Origin of the sequence: Rhizobium jaguaris (assembly GCF_003627755.1) — a bacterium.
Lineage (GTDB): Bacteria > Pseudomonadota > Alphaproteobacteria > Rhizobiales > Rhizobiaceae > Rhizobium > Rhizobium jaguaris.
In genome coordinates this window covers 3,944,461-3,960,154 of sequence record NZ_CP032694.1, presented here as the reverse complement: position 1 = coordinate 3,960,154, position 15,694 = coordinate 3,944,461, and the positions used below count along the sequence as shown (strand labels likewise).

Annotated in this window: 18 protein-coding genes and 1 tRNA gene; 6 read left to right on the top strand and 13 right to left on the bottom strand. The window is 60.6% G+C overall.

Features of this window, described 5'->3' with window-relative positions; genetic code table 11:
- Positions 1-4: 4 nt before the first annotated feature.
- Complete coding sequence (locus tag CCGE525_RS19290) at positions 5-1,858, top strand: tetratricopeptide repeat protein (protein WP_120705688.1); 1,854 nt, start codon at positions 5-7, stop codon at positions 1,856-1,858.
- 166 nt (positions 1,859-2,024) lie between these two features.
- Here the strand turns inward: CCGE525_RS19290 and CCGE525_RS19285 are convergent, their stop codons facing one another.
- The 6 genes from CCGE525_RS19285 to CCGE525_RS19260 all read right to left on the bottom strand — a co-directional run bounded on the left by CCGE525_RS19285 (position 2,025) and on the right by CCGE525_RS19260 (position 6,604).
- Positions 2,025-2,903, bottom strand: a complete 879-nt coding sequence (locus tag CCGE525_RS19285; protein WP_120706499.1) for a 3-hydroxybutyryl-CoA dehydrogenase — start codon at positions 2,901-2,903, stop codon at positions 2,025-2,027.
- Positions 2,904-3,051: 148 nt separating this feature from the next.
- Complete coding sequence (locus tag CCGE525_RS19280) at positions 3,052-3,981, bottom strand: electron transfer flavoprotein subunit alpha/FixB family protein (RefSeq protein WP_120705687.1); 930 nt, start codon at positions 3,979-3,981, stop codon at positions 3,052-3,054.
- Between the two features lie 24 nt (positions 3,982-4,005).
- Entirely contained in the window at positions 4,006-4,755 is a 750-nt protein-coding gene (locus CCGE525_RS19275; protein WP_120705686.1) for an electron transfer flavoprotein subunit beta/FixA family protein, read from the bottom strand.
- Positions 4,756-4,955: 200 nt separating this feature from the next.
- Positions 4,956-5,534 (bottom strand): cob(I)yrinic acid a,c-diamide adenosyltransferase, encoded by a 579-nt coding sequence (locus tag CCGE525_RS19270; protein ID WP_120705685.1) that lies wholly within the window; start codon positions 5,532-5,534, stop codon positions 4,956-4,958.
- A gap of 13 nt (positions 5,535-5,547) precedes the next feature.
- The gene (locus CCGE525_RS19265) at positions 5,548-5,751 is read right to left on the bottom strand and encodes a twin transmembrane helix small protein (RefSeq protein WP_120705684.1); all 204 of its coding nucleotides are present in this window, start codon (positions 5,749-5,751) and stop codon (positions 5,548-5,550) included.
- A gap of 19 nt (positions 5,752-5,770) precedes the next feature.
- Complete coding sequence (locus tag CCGE525_RS19260) at positions 5,771-6,604, bottom strand: SDR family oxidoreductase (protein ID WP_120705683.1); 834 nt, start codon at positions 6,602-6,604, stop codon at positions 5,771-5,773.
- 98 nt (positions 6,605-6,702) lie between these two features.
- Here CCGE525_RS19260 and CCGE525_RS19255 point away from each other — a divergent pair, with 98 nt between their 5' ends.
- Positions 6,703-7,635, top strand: a complete 933-nt coding sequence (locus CCGE525_RS19255; protein ID WP_120705682.1) for a YihY/virulence factor BrkB family protein — start codon at positions 6,703-6,705, stop codon at positions 7,633-7,635.
- Here the strand turns inward: CCGE525_RS19255 and gluQRS are convergent.
- Positions 7,600-8,481 (bottom strand): tRNA glutamyl-Q(34) synthetase GluQRS, encoded by an 882-nt coding sequence (gene gluQRS / locus CCGE525_RS19250; protein WP_120705681.1) that lies wholly within the window; start codon positions 8,479-8,481, stop codon positions 7,600-7,602. The two genes, CCGE525_RS19255 and gluQRS, sit on opposite strands and share 36 nt — an antisense overlap.
- Between gluQRS and CCGE525_RS19245 the strand changes: the two genes are divergently transcribed.
- Together CCGE525_RS19245 and CCGE525_RS19240 are read left to right on the top strand one after the other, a co-directional pair.
- Complete coding sequence (locus tag CCGE525_RS19245; protein ID WP_205587405.1) at positions 8,480-9,169, top strand: DNA-3-methyladenine glycosylase family protein; 690 nt, start codon at positions 8,480-8,482, stop codon at positions 9,167-9,169. The genes gluQRS and CCGE525_RS19245 overlap by 2 nt on opposite strands.
- Positions 9,170-9,280: 111 nt before the next feature.
- Positions 9,281-9,838 carry an HNH endonuclease gene (locus CCGE525_RS19240; RefSeq protein WP_120705679.1) on the top strand — a complete coding sequence of 186 codons (558 nt, stop codon included), beginning with the start codon at positions 9,281-9,283 and terminating at the stop codon, positions 9,836-9,838.
- Positions 9,839-10,121: 283 nt separating this feature from the next.
- Here CCGE525_RS19240 and CCGE525_RS19230 read toward each other — a convergent pair whose 3' ends face one another.
- Entirely contained in the window at positions 10,122-10,631 is a 510-nt protein-coding gene (locus tag CCGE525_RS19230; RefSeq protein ID WP_120705678.1) for a disulfide bond formation protein B, read from the bottom strand.
- A 15-nt stretch (positions 10,632-10,646) separates the two neighbouring features.
- The gene (locus tag CCGE525_RS19225) at positions 10,647-11,240 is read right to left on the bottom strand and encodes a YqaA family protein (RefSeq protein ID WP_120705677.1); all 594 of its coding nucleotides are present in this window, start codon (positions 11,238-11,240) and stop codon (positions 10,647-10,649) included.
- A gap of 304 nt (positions 11,241-11,544) precedes the next feature.
- Here CCGE525_RS19225 and CCGE525_RS19220 point away from each other — a divergent pair, with 304 nt between their 5' ends.
- Positions 11,545-11,778: a DUF6074 family protein gene (locus tag CCGE525_RS19220; protein ID WP_120705676.1), complete on the top strand. Its 234-nt coding sequence runs from the start codon at positions 11,545-11,547 to the stop codon at positions 11,776-11,778.
- A 117-nt stretch (positions 11,779-11,895) separates the two neighbouring features.
- On the opposite strand, the gene CCGE525_RS19215 is transcribed toward CCGE525_RS19220, so the two are convergent.
- The 3 genes from CCGE525_RS19215 to CCGE525_RS19205 form a co-directional block, all read right to left on the bottom strand.
- Positions 11,896-12,216 (bottom strand): GCG_CRPN prefix-to-repeats domain-containing protein, encoded by a 321-nt coding sequence (locus CCGE525_RS19215; RefSeq protein WP_120705675.1) that lies wholly within the window; start codon positions 12,214-12,216, stop codon positions 11,896-11,898.
- A gap of 313 nt (positions 12,217-12,529) precedes the next feature.
- Positions 12,530-12,614 (bottom strand) — tRNA-Leu (locus CCGE525_RS19210).
- Positions 12,615-12,753: 139 nt separating this feature from the next.
- Complete coding sequence (locus CCGE525_RS19205; RefSeq protein WP_120705674.1) at positions 12,754-14,052, bottom strand: MFS transporter; 1,299 nt, start codon at positions 14,050-14,052, stop codon at positions 12,754-12,756.
- A 223-nt stretch (positions 14,053-14,275) separates the two neighbouring features.
- Here CCGE525_RS19205 and CCGE525_RS19200 point away from each other — a divergent pair, with 223 nt between their 5' ends.
- Positions 14,276-14,848, top strand: coding sequence for a TetR/AcrR family transcriptional regulator (locus CCGE525_RS19200; protein WP_120705673.1), 573 nt, complete (start codon positions 14,276-14,278; stop codon positions 14,846-14,848).
- A gap of 21 nt (positions 14,849-14,869) precedes the next feature.
- On the opposite strand, the gene CCGE525_RS19195 is transcribed toward CCGE525_RS19200, so the two are convergent.
- On the bottom strand, positions 14,870-15,664 hold the full coding sequence (locus CCGE525_RS19195) for a class I SAM-dependent methyltransferase (protein WP_120705672.1): 795 nt from the start codon (positions 15,662-15,664) through the stop codon (positions 14,870-14,872).
- Between the last annotated feature and the right edge of the window lie 30 nt (positions 15,665-15,694).

Below are 15,694 nucleotides of genomic sequence, written 5' to 3'. Positions count from 1 at the left end.
CCAGATGAGCCAGTCTCCAGCCTATCCTTCGCCCGACGCATCAGCGCTTCCCTCCATCCTGGTCCAGGCTGCGACCTTGATGGGGGCCGGTCGTTACGAGGACGCTATCAATGTGTTTCTATCGGCTGGCGAGCTTGTCAGCCGCGAACCGCTTGCATGCAACACACTGGGTTTTTTGCTGCTGAATGTCGGCAGGCCGCAGGATGCCATCTTGTGGTTCGAAACAGCGCTCAGCCTCAAACCCGATTACGTGCATGCGATGTCCGGCCTTGGCATGGCATGTCAAAATGCCGGCGATTTTACACGGGCGCTGCTGTGCTACGAGAGCGTGGTTGCCGCGCAGCCGGACGACGCGGCGTCCTGGTACCACCAGGGGGCTGTGCTTCAGGAGCTGAGGCGATCGGTCGAAGCGCTTTCGAGTCTCGAGCGGGCAATCGCTCTCAAGAGCGACTATAGCCAGGCTCTTTCCAAGCGCAGCCAAGTCATCGAGTCGCTGCGGAATGTGCCAGATGCCATACAGGAAGCTTTGCGCAACTGCCATCAGTCGCCCGAGGACGCGACATCGTGGTCGCGGCTTGGAGATCTTCTCCAGAAATCCGGCGATTTCGACAGGGCAATAGCAGCCTATGACAGAGGATTGTCTCGCTTTCCGGAGGATTTCCACTGCCTCTGCAACAAGGCGCAAGCGCTGGAGGCGACCGGGCGTTGGCGCGAGGGCCTAGCCACTGCTCAACGGGCGCTGCGTGTCGAGCCGACTGATCGCGAAGCACTGATACTTTGCGGAAAGTTTGAGCTCAAGCTTGGAAATCCGGCGGCTGCGCATGTTTGTTTTCTGACAGTCGCCGAGATGGGCGTGGTCCGCAACTATCCTGCGGCAAGGAAGCCCGCAAAGTTTCGAGTGCTCCTGCTCTTCTCACCCGAAGCTGGCAACACGCCTTATGAGGATCTGATCAGAGACAGTTACTTCGACACGGAGGTGATCTTTATCTTGCGTGGTTATCGCAATGACCCGCAAGTTCGCAGCGATCGAGTTGATGTCGTCGTCAATCTCGTTTCGGAAACCGACTTTGGGCTCGATGTGATAGCTTCGGCTATCGATGTCGCAGATTCCCTGGAAAGGCCGGTCGTCAATCACCCGCGGCTGATGCTGGCGACGGATCGCGAATCCATCTCGCGCCGCCTGAGCCATGTTGCGAGCGCGGTCATGCCGGTGACTATTCGGATCGAGGCGAAAGATCTGCGGCGCCGGGTGCGGGACGGCGATACCGGTACCTTTCCGTTGATCGTGCGTCATACTGGTAAGCATGGCGGCGATATGATGGAACTGGTGGCGGATGCCGACGCCCTGCTAAGCTTTGCCGAGGAGGCCGGAGAGCAGGCCCTCTATCTGACGGATTTCGTCGACTACAGTTCACCCGACGGGCTTTTCCGCAAGTACCGCTTCCTCTTCATTGGAGATGAGACACTTCCTTATCATCTGGCCATCGGTGATGGCTGGAAGGTGCATCATGTCACGACGCGCATGTCCGACGTCGAGTGGATGCGCAAGGAGGAAGAGGCCTTTCTCAACGACCCCGGCAGCGTTTTCGGGCCACAAGGCATGGCTGCCCTCGATGCCATCCGCCGCCAGATCGGTCTCGATTATTTTGGTATCGACTGTTCACTCGATTCTGAGGGCAGGGTGGTGATTTTCGAGGTCAACGCCTCGATGCTGATTCACCTTCACAATGAGCGCTTTGAATACAAGACGCCGCATGTGAAGAGAATCAAACAGTCGTTTGAGCAGCTTCTGGAGCGGCGCGCGACCGAGTACCGCGCATCGGTTTCGGCAGCCGGTGACGCTGCTGATCGACGGTGAGGCATCTTCCCCTTCTCCCCTCGGGGAGAAGGTGCCTGAGAGGGCGGATGAGGGGGTGGCACGTCATATTCGGACAGGTCGATCAGGCAAAGAAGCGCGATCTTACCGGTAACGCCCCCTCACCCCGCGCTATCGCGCGACCCTCTCCCCGGTGGGGCGAGGGTATTTATCGCGTCGGAATCGGAGTTTCACCGCGATAGTCATAGAAGCCGCGGCCGGACTTGCGGCCGAGCCAGCCTGCTTCCACGTACTTCACCAGCAGCGGGCAGGGGCGGTATTTCGAATCCGCCAGGCCATCATGCAGCACCTGCATGATCGACAGGCAGGTGTCCAGGCCGATGAAATCGGCGAGCTGCAGCGGACCCATCGGGTGGTTGGCGCCGAGCCGCATGGCGGTGTCGATGGCATCGACGGTGCCGACGCCTTCATAGAGCGTGTAGATCGCCTCGTTGATCATTGGCAGCAGGATGCGGTTGACGATGAAGGCCGGGAAGTCTTCGGCCACCGTGATCGTCTTTTCCAGCGAGGTGACGAATTCCTTCGCGGAGGAGAAGGTCGATTCCTCGGTGGCGATGCCGCGCACCAGCTCCACCAGCTTCATCACCGGCACCGGGTTCATGAAGTGAATGCCCATGAAGCGCTCCGGCCGGTCGGTCGCGGATGCAAGCCGCGTGATCGACAGCGATGAGGTGTTGGTGGCGAGGATCGCCTCGGGCTTCAGGACCGGACAGACCTGAGCGTAGATCTTCCGCTTGACGGTTTCGTCTTCGGTCGCGGCCTCGATGGCGAGGTCGACTTGGGCGAGATCGTTGAGATCGGCGGAACCGGTGATGCGCGACAGCGCCGCCTTGCGGTCTTCGTCGCTGGTCTTGCCGGAAGCGACCTGGCGGGCAAGGTTGCCGTTGATGGTGGCAAGGCCGCTCTCGATACGATCCTGCGACAGATCGTAGATGTGAACCTTGTAACCGGCCATGGCGGACACGTGGGCAATACCGCAGCCCATTTGGCCTGCGCCGATAATACCGATCGTCTTCAGCGAACTCATTGCCAACTCCCCGGCGGCACGTTCTTGATGGCGCGCCATGCTTTTCGTCATAAATTTGCCGGACTCTTTCCAGCCCGGCAAGATTGATAGCTCCATAAAGGACAATTTTCCAGTCTTTCGCAACTGCGAAAGAGACCAAACAGCGCGATCACAGCGCCTTTTCGAGTTCCGGCAGGGCCTCGAAGAGATCGGCGACCAGGCCGTAGTCGGCGATCTGGAAGATCGGGGCCTCTTCATCCTTGTTGATGGCGACGATGACCTTCGAATCCTTCATGCCGGCCAGATGCTGGATGGCGCCGGAAATGCCGCAGGCGATATAGAGCTGCGGTGCGACGACCTTGCCGGTTTGGCCCACCTGCCAGTCGTTCGGCGCGTAGCCGGCATCGACGGCGGCGCGCGATGCACCGACGGCGGCACCGAGCTTGTCGGCCACCGGCAGGATAACCTCGCGGAACTTTTCCGCCGAACCGAGGGCGCGGCCGCCGGAGATGATGATCTTCGCCGAGGTCAGTTCCGGACGATCGGACGTCGACAGCGCGTCCTTGACGAAGGTCGAAAGGCCGGGATTGGCCACCGCCGGGATCGCCTCGACAGCGGCCGAGCCGCCGTCTGGGGCCGAGGCGAAAGAGGCCGTGCGCACGGTGATGACCTTCTTGGCGTCGGTCGCCTGCACCGTCTGGATGGCGTTGCCGGCATAGATCGGACGCTTGAAGGTATCGGCAGAGATCACCTCGATGATTTCCGAAACCTGGGCGACATCGAGCAGGGCTGCCACGCGCGGCATGACGTTTTTGCCGACCGAGGTGGCCGCCGTGATGATGGTGTCGTAGCCTGCCGCCAGCGACACGATGAGATCGGCGAGCGGCTCGGCGAGATTGTTGGCAAGCTCGTCGCTTTCGGCCAGCAGCACCTTGGAAACGCCGGAAAGTTTCGCGGCGGCATCGGCGGCGGCCTTGGCGTCCTTGCCGGCGACGAGCACATGGATATCGCTGCCGATCTTGGAAGCTGCCGTCAGCGCCTTGGCGGTCTGGTCGGAAAGGCTTGAATTGTCGTGGTCAGCCAGAAGAAGAATGGTCATGGTAATATCTCCCTTTCTGGATTCTCAGAGCACGCCGGCTTCGACTTTAAGCTTTTCGACAAGCTCGGCGACCGACTTGACCTTGACGCCCGCCTTGCGGCCGCCCGGCTCTTCCGTCTTCAATACTTTCAAGCGCGGTGTCGTCGAGACGCCGAAGTCGGCAGGCGCCTTCTTGTCGAGCGGCTTCTTCTTCGCCTTCATGATGTTCGGCAGCGAGGCGTAGCGCGGCTCGTTGAGGCGCAGATCGGTGGTGACCACGGCCGGAAGCTTGATCTCGATCGTCTGCAGGCCGCCGTCGACTTCGCGGGTCACGGTCGCTTTGCCATCACCGATCTCGATCTTCGAGGCAAAGGTTGCCTGCGCCGAGCCGAGCAGGGCTGCCAGCATTTGGCCGGTCTGGTTCGAATCGTCGTCGATCGCCTGTTTGCCGACGATGATCAGGCCCGGCTGTTCGGCATCCGCAACGCCCTTGAGGATCTTGGCCACGGCCAGCGGTTCGACGGCATCGTCGGTCTCGACCAGGATCGCGCGGTCGGCGCCCATGGCAAGCGCGGTGCGCAGCGTTTCTTCCGCCTTGGCCGGGCCGATCGAGACGACAACCACTTCCTCGGCCTTGCCGGCTTCCTTCAGCCGCAGCGCTTCCTCAACCGAAATCTCGTCGAACGGGTTCATCGACATCTTCACATTCGCAAGCTCGACGCCCGAGCCATCCGGCTTCACGCGTATCTTGACGTTGTAATCAACAACCCGCTTCACGGGGACGAGAATCTTCATGGAATCCTTCCTTCAACACTGCGCCCAAAGAACATGGCCTGTTCAGCGCCGCTCCGTTTGTCGAATGGCGACATGGATACGCGTTTTTTCCCCAATTACAACGCTTCCATGTCGCAGAGCGGCAAATTGCTTTAAGGACATAAATAACGTTGACGTCAACGTCAATGTGATCGGCTGTTGTTAGAACTGGTTTGCCCTACCTATCGATTCTTCCCTGGAACCCACAGCACATCGGCGCGCCCGTGATCATTCGCATGGCGCGCGGCGACAAACAGGAAATCCGAGAGGCGGTTGATGTATTTCATTGCTGTCGGGCTCACCTGCTCGCCCTCGCTGCGAGCCAGGGCCACCATCAGCCGCTCTGCGCGCCGCGCGATCGTGCGGGCGAAATGGAGATGCGCTGAGGCGTGACTGCCGGCGGGCAGAATGAAGGATCTCAACGGCTCGAGATCGGCATTGAGCCTGTCGATATCCTGTTCGATGCGCTCGACCTGGCTGTCGACAATGCGTAGCGGCTCGTAAGAGAGTGGCTCGTCCGTTTGCGGCGTCGAGAGATCAGCGCCGAGATCGAAAAGGTCGTTCTGGATGCGCATCAGCATGGCATCGAGTTCAGACACGCCGGTGGTGTGCAGCCTCGCGACGCCGATGGCGGAGTTGGTTTCGTCGATCGTGCCGTAGGCTTCCACGCGCAGATCGTTCTTCAGCCGACGCGGGCCGGAAACGAGGCCCGTCGTACCGTCGTCACCGGTCTTGGTGTAGATCTTGTTGAGCTTGACCATCTTGATCCCGCAATCAGCTCGGACGGCCGCCGCCGGTCAGCCACAGCGTCAGCATGATCAGGATAACAGCGATTGCCTGCAGCAGCACGCGAAGCTGCATCAGCCGGTTCGAGAGATTTGGATTGTCACCCTTCATCATGTTGAACAGGCCGCGGACGAGGACGATCACGACCAGGCCCATGACGATGACGGCGGCGATATAGGTAACGGTAGACATTGCTTCGGGCTTTCGTCTTTCAATCCAACCGGCGCATCAGACGATAGAAAAGGTTAGCCGGCAACAGCCTTTTCAGAAGAACGCCCTGTTTTGCGGGTAGGGTCACAACATAATGCGGGCGCGGATTTTTGGCATTCAATGCGGATTTTAACACGTCATAGACCGCTTCGGGTCCCATTTTATGCCTGTTGACCGGGCCTGTGCCATTCAGCCGCGCCAATTGTCGCCGATATTCGGCCGCATGAGCCGAATGCTCGAGATCGACATGTTCCCCGATCTTGGCGAGCGCATTGGCGGTGAAACGGGTGTCGATCGGGCCGGGTTCGATCAGGCTCACATGGATGCCGCTGTCCTGCAGCTCCATCCTGAGCGTGATCGTCAGGCCCTCCAGCGCGAATTTCGAAGCCGTGTAAGCGCCGCGAAAGCGATAGGGAATCAGGCCGAGAATAGAGGATACGTTTACGATGCGGCCTTGGCCTTGCCTGCGCATCAGCGGGATCACCTGCCGCGTCAGCTCGTGCCAGCCGAAGAAATTCGTCTCGAACTGTTCGCGAAGCACATCCGTGGAGAGGTCTTCGACCGCGCCGGGCTGGCCGTAGGCGCCATTGTTGAACAGGGCATCGATGCGGCCGCCGGTCCGTTCGCGCACGGTCGCGGCCAAGGCGGAGATCGTTTCCGGTTGGGTGTAGTCCATCAGCAGCGTTTCGATTCCGTCGGCTTCGAGGGAGGCACGGTCCGCCTCCTTGCGCACGGTTGCGAAAACGCGCCAACCATCGGCCTTCAGCGCACGGGCGCAGAATGCGCCGATGCCGGAAGAGCAACCCGTCACGATGATTGTGCGTTTATGTGCCATGGAATGATTCCTGTACAATCCGGGAGTCGTTTCCCATATTCATAGGCCCGACACAATCGACAACCGGCGGACGAGAACCGGGCCCAAGCGGAGATGGAATGCCTTTATTCGTTCGTACGCTCTATAGGGTCGTCTACGACGCAGTTTTCCATTTCGTCGAGGACGATGGTTTCGCGATGGCAAGCCATGTGGCGCTGTCGACGCTGCTGGCTGTTTTCCCGTTTCTGATCTTCGGCACGGCGCTTGCAAGCTTCCTCGGCGCCAGCCAATTCTCCTCGACGGCGGTGCACCTGATTTTCGATACATGGCCGGAAGCGATCGCCAAGCCGCTGGCGGATCAGGTGGTGCAGGTTCTGACCATTCCGCGCGGCGGGCTGCTGACCATCTCCGTGCTGGCCGCCGCTTATTTCGCTTCCAACGGCGTCGAGGCGCTGCGCATTTCGCTCAACCGTGCGTACCGCGTGCCGGAAACCCGGCCCTGGTATTTCAATCGTCTTGCAAGCCTCGGCTATGTGCTGATCGCGGTTTTGATCTTTGCCCTTCTCAGCATCATGCTGGTCGCCGTGCCGCTGGTATTGGATTATACGCGGAAGTGGGTGCCGCGGCTTGCCGATATTCTGGAGGTCGTCTTCAGCTGGCGCATATACGGCACCGTCTTCCTGCTGCTCGCCGGATTGCTGATCTTGCATCTGTGGCTGGCGGCCGGCCGGCGACGGCTGCTCGACGTCATCCCAGGCGTGTTCCTGACATTGCTCTTCTGGTCGCTCGGTGCACTCATCTTCGCCTATTACCTCGCGACCTTCGCCAATTACACGGCGACCTATGCCGGTCTTGCCTCGGTCATGATCGTGCTGATCTTCCTCTACATGCTCGCAGTGATCTTCATCCTGGGCGCGGAGATCAACGCGGCACTGATGAAGTTCAAGGTGCGGCGGATACTTTTCGGCAAGGCAGCAAGCGTTCCGGGAGCGGATAAACAAAAAGCAGACAAACAATCAGAGGCCGATGCGGCGGCGAAGCTCCATCGGTGATGAGCCCTGCCGGCGCCATTCGGCAATGCCGGTGTCGCCTTGGCTCTTCGACAGCTTCTTGCCGTCTTCACCCAGGATCAGCCGGTGGTGGTGATAGAGCGGCTGCGGCAGGCCGAGCAGGGCCTGCAGCAGGCGGTGGATCGAGGTGGCGTGAAAGAGGTCGAGACCGCGAACGACATGGGTGATGCCCTGTGCCGCATCGTCGACGACCACGGATAGGTGATAGCTTGACGGCGCATCGGAGCGCGACAGCACCACATCCCCCCAGGCTGAGGGATCGGCGAGGATGTCGCCCGTCTCGCCATCGCCGTTTTCATGCCACTGGAGCGGTCCTCCGACTTCGGAGAGGGCTTTATCCATGTCGAGCCGCCACGCATGCTTGAGGCCAGAGCCCAGCAATTGCTTCCTTTCCTCGTTGCTGCGCGCCCGGTCGTCGGGCGGATAGAGCGGCGTGCCGTCCGGATCGCGCGGCCACGGATTTCCGCCGGCTTCGCCGGCTGCGACCCGTGCCTTCACCTCGCCGCGCGTCAGAAAGGCGGGATAGACGAGGTCGCGCTCGATGAGCGACTGCAGGGCGGTCTGGTAGGCCGGGAAATTCAGGGATTGCCGGCGCACCGGTTCCTCCCAGGTGAGGCCCAGCCAGGCGAGATCGGCAAAAATGCCCGCTTCGAAATCGGGTGTGCAGCGGGCTTGATCTATGTCTTCGATACGCAGGAGGAAACGGCCGCCTGCCTCTCTTGCCATGTCATAATTGAGGATCGCCGACAGCGCATGACCGAGATGCAGCGGGCCATTCGGGCTCGGCGCGAAACGGAATATCGGCTTTTGACGAGGAATCACGTTCATGCTTTCTTCTGCCACGAATTTTAATCCCGGACCACGAGAAGCCATGCACATCATTCGCGGTGAAGACGATATCCAGGAAGGGCTTGCGGCGCTGGTCGAGCTCGATCCGCGCCTGCGGCAGATTGTCTCCGAGGCCGGACCGGTGCCGCTGCGCCTGCGCGAACCGGGCTTCGAGGGGCTTGCCCATATCATCGTGTCGCAGGTCGTGTCGCGAGCGAGCGCCGACGCGATCTGGGGGCGGATGATGGCGAGGATGGGCCGAGTGAGCGCCAAGGCCTATGCGGAGCTTGAACCGGATGCGTGGCGGGCCTTTGGCCTGTCGCTAATCAAGCACGACACGCTGGCGCGCGTCGCCGATGTCGTCGTCGATGGCGGCCTCGATCTCCACTCTCTGAGTGCCGAAAGCCCGGAAAAGGCGCTTTCCGAGCTTACCGCCATCAAGGGAATCGGTCCCTGGACGGCGGAGGTCTATCTGATGTTCTGCGGCGGTCACGCAGATGTGTTTCCGGTGGGCGATGTCGCCTTGCAGGCTGCCGTCGGCATGGCGTTTGGGCATGATGTCAGGCCCTTGCCCAAGGTTTTGGCCAGGGAAGCGGCGGTTTGGATGCCCTGGCGCTCGGTCGCCGCCCGGCTCTTCTGGGCCTATTACGCCGTCAAAACCCGGCGTGACGCGCTGCCCATCGATTGATCAGCGGGCCTCATAGAATCGCCGCTATGCACTGAATTTATTGGACTTCACAATCCTGTAACAACCGGCCTAATATACAGGTACAGATGCCGAATCGATCAGGAGGGTTCCTTGACGATTGCAGTCTCGCCGCAGTCCCTGCCAGCGCTCGTGCTGAACGCTGACTATCGACCGCTGAGTTATTACCCCTTGTCGCTCTGGTCCTGGCAGGACGCGATCAAGGCGGTTTTCCTTGACCGTGTGAATATCATCGCCGAATATGAGCAGTCCGTTTCGTCTCCCAGCTTCTCGATGCGGCTGCCGAGCGTCGTCTGTCTCAAGACCTACGTTCAGCCCTCCCGCAACCCGGCCTTCACCCGCTTCAACGTCTTTCTGCGCGACCGGTTCGAATGTCAGTATTGCGGTAATCATGACGATCTGACCTTCGATCACGTCATCCCGCGCGCCCATGGCGGCGAGACGACCTGGGAAAACGTGGTCGCGGCCTGCTCGCCATGCAATCTGCGCAAGGGCAGCAAGCTGCCGAAGCAGGCAGGAATGTTCCCGGCGCAAAAGCCCTATCAGCCGACCGTGCAGGACCTGCACAACAACGGCCGCCTGTTCCCGCCGAACTATCTGCATGATAGCTGGCTCGACTATCTCTACTGGGATACGGAACTGCAGCCGTAAGATTTCCTTCTCCCCTCGGGGAGAAGGTGGCCCGAAGGGTCGGATGAGGGGGAGTGCTTGCGAGTTCCGCTTTGTTGCGCTTATGCGCACGGCCCCTCACCCTAGCCCTCTCCCCGCAAGCGGGGCGAGGGGACGACAGGGCAGGAAACCAAGCTCATCATGTGGAGCGCGATCCTAGCGGCTCGCTAAGCTCCCTCGCCCCGCTTGCGGGGAGAGGGTTGGGGTGAGGGGTCAGGCACGCAGTTGCAACAGCCGCTCGCTCGCCTGACAGGCCTCAGTTCAATCAACCAGCCTTCTTCACACCCATAAACGCGATCGCCGCCAGAATGACGCTGGCGATCACATTCCAGCCGGCCATCGACAAGCCCAGGACGCGAAGTGCGGCTTCCGTGCAGGACGGGCCCTTGATCGTGCTGAGTTCGTTCAGCAGGTCGCCGGCGTTCTGCGTCATGCTGCTGGCGGTGGTCGAGCAGGTCGTCGGGCCTGCCCAGAAGTGCCATTCGACGCCGGCATGATAGACGCCGATGCCGCCGCCGACCACCATCATTATGCCGGCGATGGCCAGCAGCGTGCGGGTGATCCAGGAGGGCATGCCCATGGCTGCCGTGAGCGCCGCGACGATCGCGACCGGAATGCCGTAGTAATAAGGCTGGCGCTGCTCAAGGCAGAGCGCGCAGGGAATATAGCCGCCGATATATTGGAAGCCGAGCGCCGAGCCGATGACGATAATCATGCCGAGCGTAAGCAGCACTGAATAGGTTAGGCCGGCGCGAGAAGTCGAAGTCTGGGACATGCAAGGGCTCCGTCGTCAGTGCGCCAGTACATAGTGGAAGACGATGTAAAGAAGAATGAGGACGGCGGCGACCGCCATCGTGATCTGGCCGAGGCGCTTCTCGATGAAATGCCGGATGGATTCGCCATAACGGCGCAGCAGGAAGGCCAGGAAGAAGAAGCGGGCGCCGCGGGCGACGATCGCCGAGATGATGAATAGGCCAAGGTTGATGTGGGCGACGCCGGAAAGGATGGTGACCACCTTGATCGGCGGCAGATGCGCCAGGCCCGACGTGACGAGCAGCAGAACGACCCATCCGTAGGTGACGCCGGCGCTCATCTGGTTGAAGGCGTCGAGCTTGCCGTAGAAGATCAGGATCGGCTTGGCGATGGCCTCGAAGGCGTAATAGCCGAGCGCCCAGCCCGCAATGCCGCCGAGCACGGAGGCCACCGTCGCCGTCAGCGCATAGCGCCAGGCGCGCTCGGGCTTTGCGAGCGACATCGGCAGGAACAAGACGTCGGCGGGCACGAGGAAGATCGAGCTTTCAACGAAGGCGATAATGGCCAACCAAACTTCCGCCGATTTGCGGCGAGCCAGCGACATGGTCCAGTCGTAAAGTCTACGAAGCATTCTGCCCCCTTTTGCTGCGTTGCACACCTTTAGGGGGGAGGATTATGGCTGTAAATGGTCGCTGGGTGACGGAAGTGGCACAAAATCAAAATTTTTCGTGATGGGTGGGGGCTTTTGGGGCGAGGACGTGCACCGGTTTGGTCTCGTTCATAGGAAGCCGTGATCACTTCCGATGAAAACGCGTAGGCAACGGGCGGCGTGATTCCACGTTTTGACAGACCGCGAACATCTGCGCCTTAACCATACGCGAACGATTGTCGTCGATGGTGTCAGGCATTCCTTTAGGTGATTCCTCGGAGAAATCATGACTGTTCTGCAGTTCCCGGCCGATCGGCGTATTCGGGATGTCAAACACTGCGCAGAAGCTTTACAGAAGCTCCATGGTGAGGAGGCGAACTTTTTTTGGCGGTCAAAGATGGCTAGCTTCGCGGCAGCGCTTCGCGGGCAGGGAGCCACCGAAGAGGAAATAGCTGGTCAGGCTCACTTATTCATGCACGCGGTCCAGGTGGAACTGCAGGCTGCTTTTGACGCGGCATGACCGTGATCGGGGGCTCTCCCCAACAGACTTGACGACTCGTTCCTTTCAGTTCGGCCTCCACTCGGCGGTATTGAGAAGAACGAATGTCAAAAGACAAGCCGCCGTCGAAAGCTTCCGTCAGTCGTCGTCGCCCTGGTCGTCGTTGTCTTCATGATGACGGTGGCGCCAGCCTGGCGGGGGGTCGCGGTCGCGCCGGCCGGGAGGGCCGTACCAGCCATAGTCGCTGCGGCGATAGTCATACCTGGGTGTCGGTTGCCAATAGTTTGGGCGACAATCGCCCCATTGCGTCAGGTGCCAGCCGGGACCGCAGGCATAGTCGACGAGGACAGGCCTCTGCTCGGTTGCCGCCATGCGGGCTTTCAACGTCGGCATTGCATTCGCCGTACCGCCGAGAAAGCACCCGGCGAGCAGCGTTGATGTGATCAGGATCCGATTCATTTCGCACTCCATCCAGCCGCCCAAGTCGCATTAGGTCCCGCGCCGGCTGAACGTCGGCTGAACCAAAAGTGTTCATTTTGGAGCGGTGGAGGTGTTCCCCTCAAACAAGAGAGGTTTAGGGGAGTCGAATTCCCATGCATAAAATGAAAATCTGTTGTCCTAACCCGCCAAGCCATGGGCAGCGGATCCGGAGGGACTTGGCCAGTTTGTCACATGGGCGCCGCTACCGCGGTCGGAAAGGTGGACATAAAGGGGGATTAATTTTTAGTCTTTGCTAAAACGGAAATAGTTACAGGCGCTTAAGTGATATTTTTGGTGCCCCATGCCGGAGTCGAACCAGCACTTCTTTCGAAACTCGATTTTGAGTCGAGCGCGTCTACCAATTCCGCCAATGGGGCAACGGATCCTGACGAGGCGGGTGTCTAGCATGTGATCGCCCGCGCGCGCAAGTCGGTGGATAAGTTATTGCGAGTGTTTCCGCAGGGTTGCGGTTGAGCCCACGGCGACAGATTGACGCCATGGGCCGTTTGGCTGGCCTCAGTGCGCCATTGCGGGGGCCTTGTCCGTCGAGTTGGACCGGCTGATCGTCAGCGCCAGAACGGCGGCGAGCACGCAGAAGGCGCCGGCGACGAAGAAGGCGGGCAGGTAGGTGCTGAGTTCGGTACGCGAGAGACCGGCGCCATAAGCGGCGGTGGCAGCACCTAGCTGATGGGCGGCGAAGACCCAGCCGAAGACGAGGCCGGCTTTTTCGCGGCCGAAGCGGTCGGCGGCAATCTTGACGGTCGGCGGCACGGTGGCGATCCAGTCGAGGCCGTAGAAGACCGCGAAAATCGACAGGCCGTAGAAAGTGAAGTTGCTGAAGGGCAGGTAGACGAGCGACAGGCCGCGCAGGCCGTAATACCAGAAGAGCAGCCAGCGATTGTCGAAGCGGTCGGACAGCCAACCGGAGCCGATCGTGCCGAAGAAATCGAATATGCCCATGACGGCAAGCACGCTGGCGGCGGCCACTGGCACGATGCCGAAATCGCCGCAGAGTGTGACGAAATGCGTCTGGATCAGGCCGTTGGTCGAAAGGCCGCAGATGAAGAAGGTGGCGGCCAGGATCCAGAAGGTGGAACTTGCGGACGCTTCCTTCAGGATGACGAGGGGCGAGGCCAGGGCTGCGTTGAGGTTCTTGGTGGCGGGCGGCGTCGGTGAGACGTGGATTTCTCCGACGAGCGGCAGATTGACGTCGGCTGGGCGGTCTCGCATCAGCAGCAAGACGACGAGGGCGGCAACGACGATCATGCCGCAGACGAAGAGCACGGTGGTGCGCCAGCCGTAGCGTTCCGTCAGCTCCGCCATCAGCGGCAGGAAAACGAGCTGGCCAGTGGCCGAGCTTGCCGAGAGCATGCCGACGACGAGGCCGCGATGCTTGGTGAACCAGCGCGTCGACACGGTGGCGGCAAGCACCATAGCGGTGAGGCCGGTGCCGAAGCCGATGATGATGCCCCAGCAGAGCAGCAGCTGCCAGACTTGCGTCATGAACAGCGAGCCGATGAAGCCGGCGCTGATGGTGATCAGCGCGAAAACGATGACCTTGCGGACCCCGAAATGATTCATGAAAGCGGCGGCGAAGGGACCCATCAGGCCGAACAGCAGCAGGCGAACGGCAAGTGCGGAGGAGATCGACGATGTGCTCCAGCCGAATTCATCTTCCAGCGGCTTGATGAGCACGCCGGGCGCGCCCATGGCGCCAGCGGTGACCAGCATGGTGAGGAAGGTGGCGCCGACGACGACCCATCCATAGTGGATGTTGCGCCGGGCGAGCGTCGAAGCAAGGACTGTGGAAACCATGAGGTGCGTTCCGATGAGGGTTCGAGTTTCAGCGCTGGGGCCGGATTGGGGCGGGACTGCTGTCAGAATACCTGTATCGCAATGTCTCTCCCCCGGCTTGAACGATTGTGCAAAGTAGCTGTATAGAAATTTAGATGATCATCATCATATTTCTTGCTTATTGATGATGGCTATCATATAAATTGTCAATACAGATTTATTGATGCTCTGATGGAGTTTCTTGATGAGAGTGAGCCGGGAAAAATTCGCCGAGAATCGCGAGAAGATCCTTGCGGTCGCGGGCGAGCTTTTTCGCGAAAAAGGTTTTGACGGCGTTGGTGTGGCCGACATCATGAAGGCCGCGGGGCTGACGCATGGCGGCTTCTACGGCCATTTCGAATCGAAGGATGATTTAGCTTGCGAAGCCAGCAAGGCGCTGGTGGCACGCGCGCAGGAACGCTGGCAGGAAGTGGTCGAAGGGGCAGCGCCTGAGGCATCGCGCGACGCACTGCTCGAACATTATCTCTCGCACCGCAACGTCGTTGAGCACGGCACCGGTTGCGTCTTCGCGGCGCTGACGCAGGAGGTCAGCCGCTATGGTCCTGAAATGCAGTCCACCTTCACCAACGGCCTGATGGGAATGGCGGCAATCCTCGAAGAGATCACGCCCGGAGAAACGCGGGAAGAGCGGCGGCGCAAGGCGCTTGCCGATCTTTCCACCATGGTCGGCGCGGTCATTCTCGCCCGCGCCCTGGATACGCCTGCTCTTTCGGAGGAGCTCCTGGCAGCAACCCGGCAGGAGCTCGCCTCGCGTTGAGAGGCGGGGCGGCTGGTTCGATCAGCCGCGGAAGGCAAGCAGGCCGGTTGATTCGACGATCTCGGTGAACTTGCCGTCAGGAGCGACCTCCAGCAACTCGGCGCGCAGCGCCGCCTCGAAATCCGCAAGTTTGTCGCCGAGCGCCTGCGGCGAGGTGGAGGACATCGAGAAGACTCGGCCGACGATGTCCTCGATATCCCTTTGATATTCGCTGACGATGCCGATGCGCTCGAGATTGCAGAAGGGCGAGGCGAGCAGCATAGCCTCATGCGGCGCCCAGGCCTTGCTCTTGCGCAGCAGGCGCTCCTCATGGCGCTCCGGTGAAAAAGTCTCCGCCAGCTTTTCGACGATGCTGCGCCAATCCGGGTTCGCCAGCACCTGTTTGTCATGGAACAGCACGACCGCTCCACCCGGCTCGATCAGCTTGTCGAGGGCTGCGAGTGTGGCCGGGCGATCCATCCAGTGGAAGGAGCGGCCCATGATGCAGAGATGAAGTTTGCCGATATCCGGCCCGAGATCATAGGACGAACCCTGACGGACAGTGATCTCGACGCCAGCTTCCTTGGCGCCGGCCTCAACGGCCGCAAGCATTTCCGGCTCCGGGTCCATCGCGGTGACGACGGCGCCTTGCAGTCGCGCAAAAGCGATGCCGAGCTGGCCGGGACCGCAACCGAGGTCAAGCACATGACCGCCTGCCTTCAGGCCGCTTCGCTCGGCGACGCGGGTTATGAGCGTATCCGGATAGGGAATGCGATAACGCAGGTAATAGGCGGCGGTCGACTGAAAGCGCCGCGCTTCGAAAGGAACTGTGATCATGGCCGGTCCTCGGGGATAGGGGGAACCTCA

Coding starts and splice junctions, on each gene's coding strand:
- CCGE525_RS19290 (WP_120705688.1), top strand. CDS start 5: ATGAGCCAGTCTCCAGCCTATCCTTCGCCCGACGCATCAGCGCTTCCC.
- CCGE525_RS19285 (WP_120706499.1), bottom strand. CDS start 2,903: ATGAGTTCGCTGAAGACGATCGGTATTATCGGCGCAGGCCAAATGGGC.
- CCGE525_RS19280 (WP_120705687.1), bottom strand. CDS start 3,981: ATGACCATTCTTCTTCTGGCTGACCACGACAATTCAAGCCTTTCCGAC.
- CCGE525_RS19275 (WP_120705686.1), bottom strand. CDS start 4,755: ATGAAGATTCTCGTCCCCGTGAAGCGGGTTGTTGATTACAACGTCAAG.
- CCGE525_RS19270 (WP_120705685.1), bottom strand. CDS start 5,534: ATGGTCAAGCTCAACAAGATCTACACCAAGACCGGTGACGACGGTACG.
- CCGE525_RS19265 (WP_120705684.1), bottom strand. CDS start 5,751: ATGTCTACCGTTACCTATATCGCCGCCGTCATCGTCATGGGCCTGGTC.
- CCGE525_RS19260 (WP_120705683.1), bottom strand. CDS start 6,604: ATGGCACATAAACGCACAATCATCGTGACGGGTTGCTCTTCCGGCATC.
- CCGE525_RS19255 (WP_120705682.1), top strand. CDS start 6,703: ATGCCTTTATTCGTTCGTACGCTCTATAGGGTCGTCTACGACGCAGTT.
- CCGE525_RS19245 (WP_205587405.1), top strand. CDS start 8,480: ATGCTTTCTTCTGCCACGAATTTTAATCCCGGACCACGAGAAGCCATG.
- gluQRS (WP_120705681.1), bottom strand. CDS start 8,481: ATGAACGTGATTCCTCGTCAAAAGCCGATATTCCGTTTCGCGCCGAGC.
- CCGE525_RS19230 (WP_120705678.1), bottom strand. CDS start 10,631: ATGTCCCAGACTTCGACTTCTCGCGCCGGCCTAACCTATTCAGTGCTG.
- CCGE525_RS19225 (WP_120705677.1), bottom strand. CDS start 11,240: ATGCTTCGTAGACTTTACGACTGGACCATGTCGCTGGCTCGCCGCAAA.
- CCGE525_RS19220 (WP_120705676.1), top strand. CDS start 11,545: ATGACTGTTCTGCAGTTCCCGGCCGATCGGCGTATTCGGGATGTCAAA.
- CCGE525_RS19215 (WP_120705675.1), bottom strand. CDS start 12,216: ATGAATCGGATCCTGATCACATCAACGCTGCTCGCCGGGTGCTTTCTC.
- CCGE525_RS19205 (WP_120705674.1), bottom strand. CDS start 14,052: ATGGTTTCCACAGTCCTTGCTTCGACGCTCGCCCGGCGCAACATCCAC.
- CCGE525_RS19200 (WP_120705673.1), top strand. CDS start 14,276: ATGAGAGTGAGCCGGGAAAAATTCGCCGAGAATCGCGAGAAGATCCTT.
- CCGE525_RS19195 (WP_120705672.1), bottom strand. CDS start 15,664: ATGATCACAGTTCCTTTCGAAGCGCGGCGCTTTCAGTCGACCGCCGCC.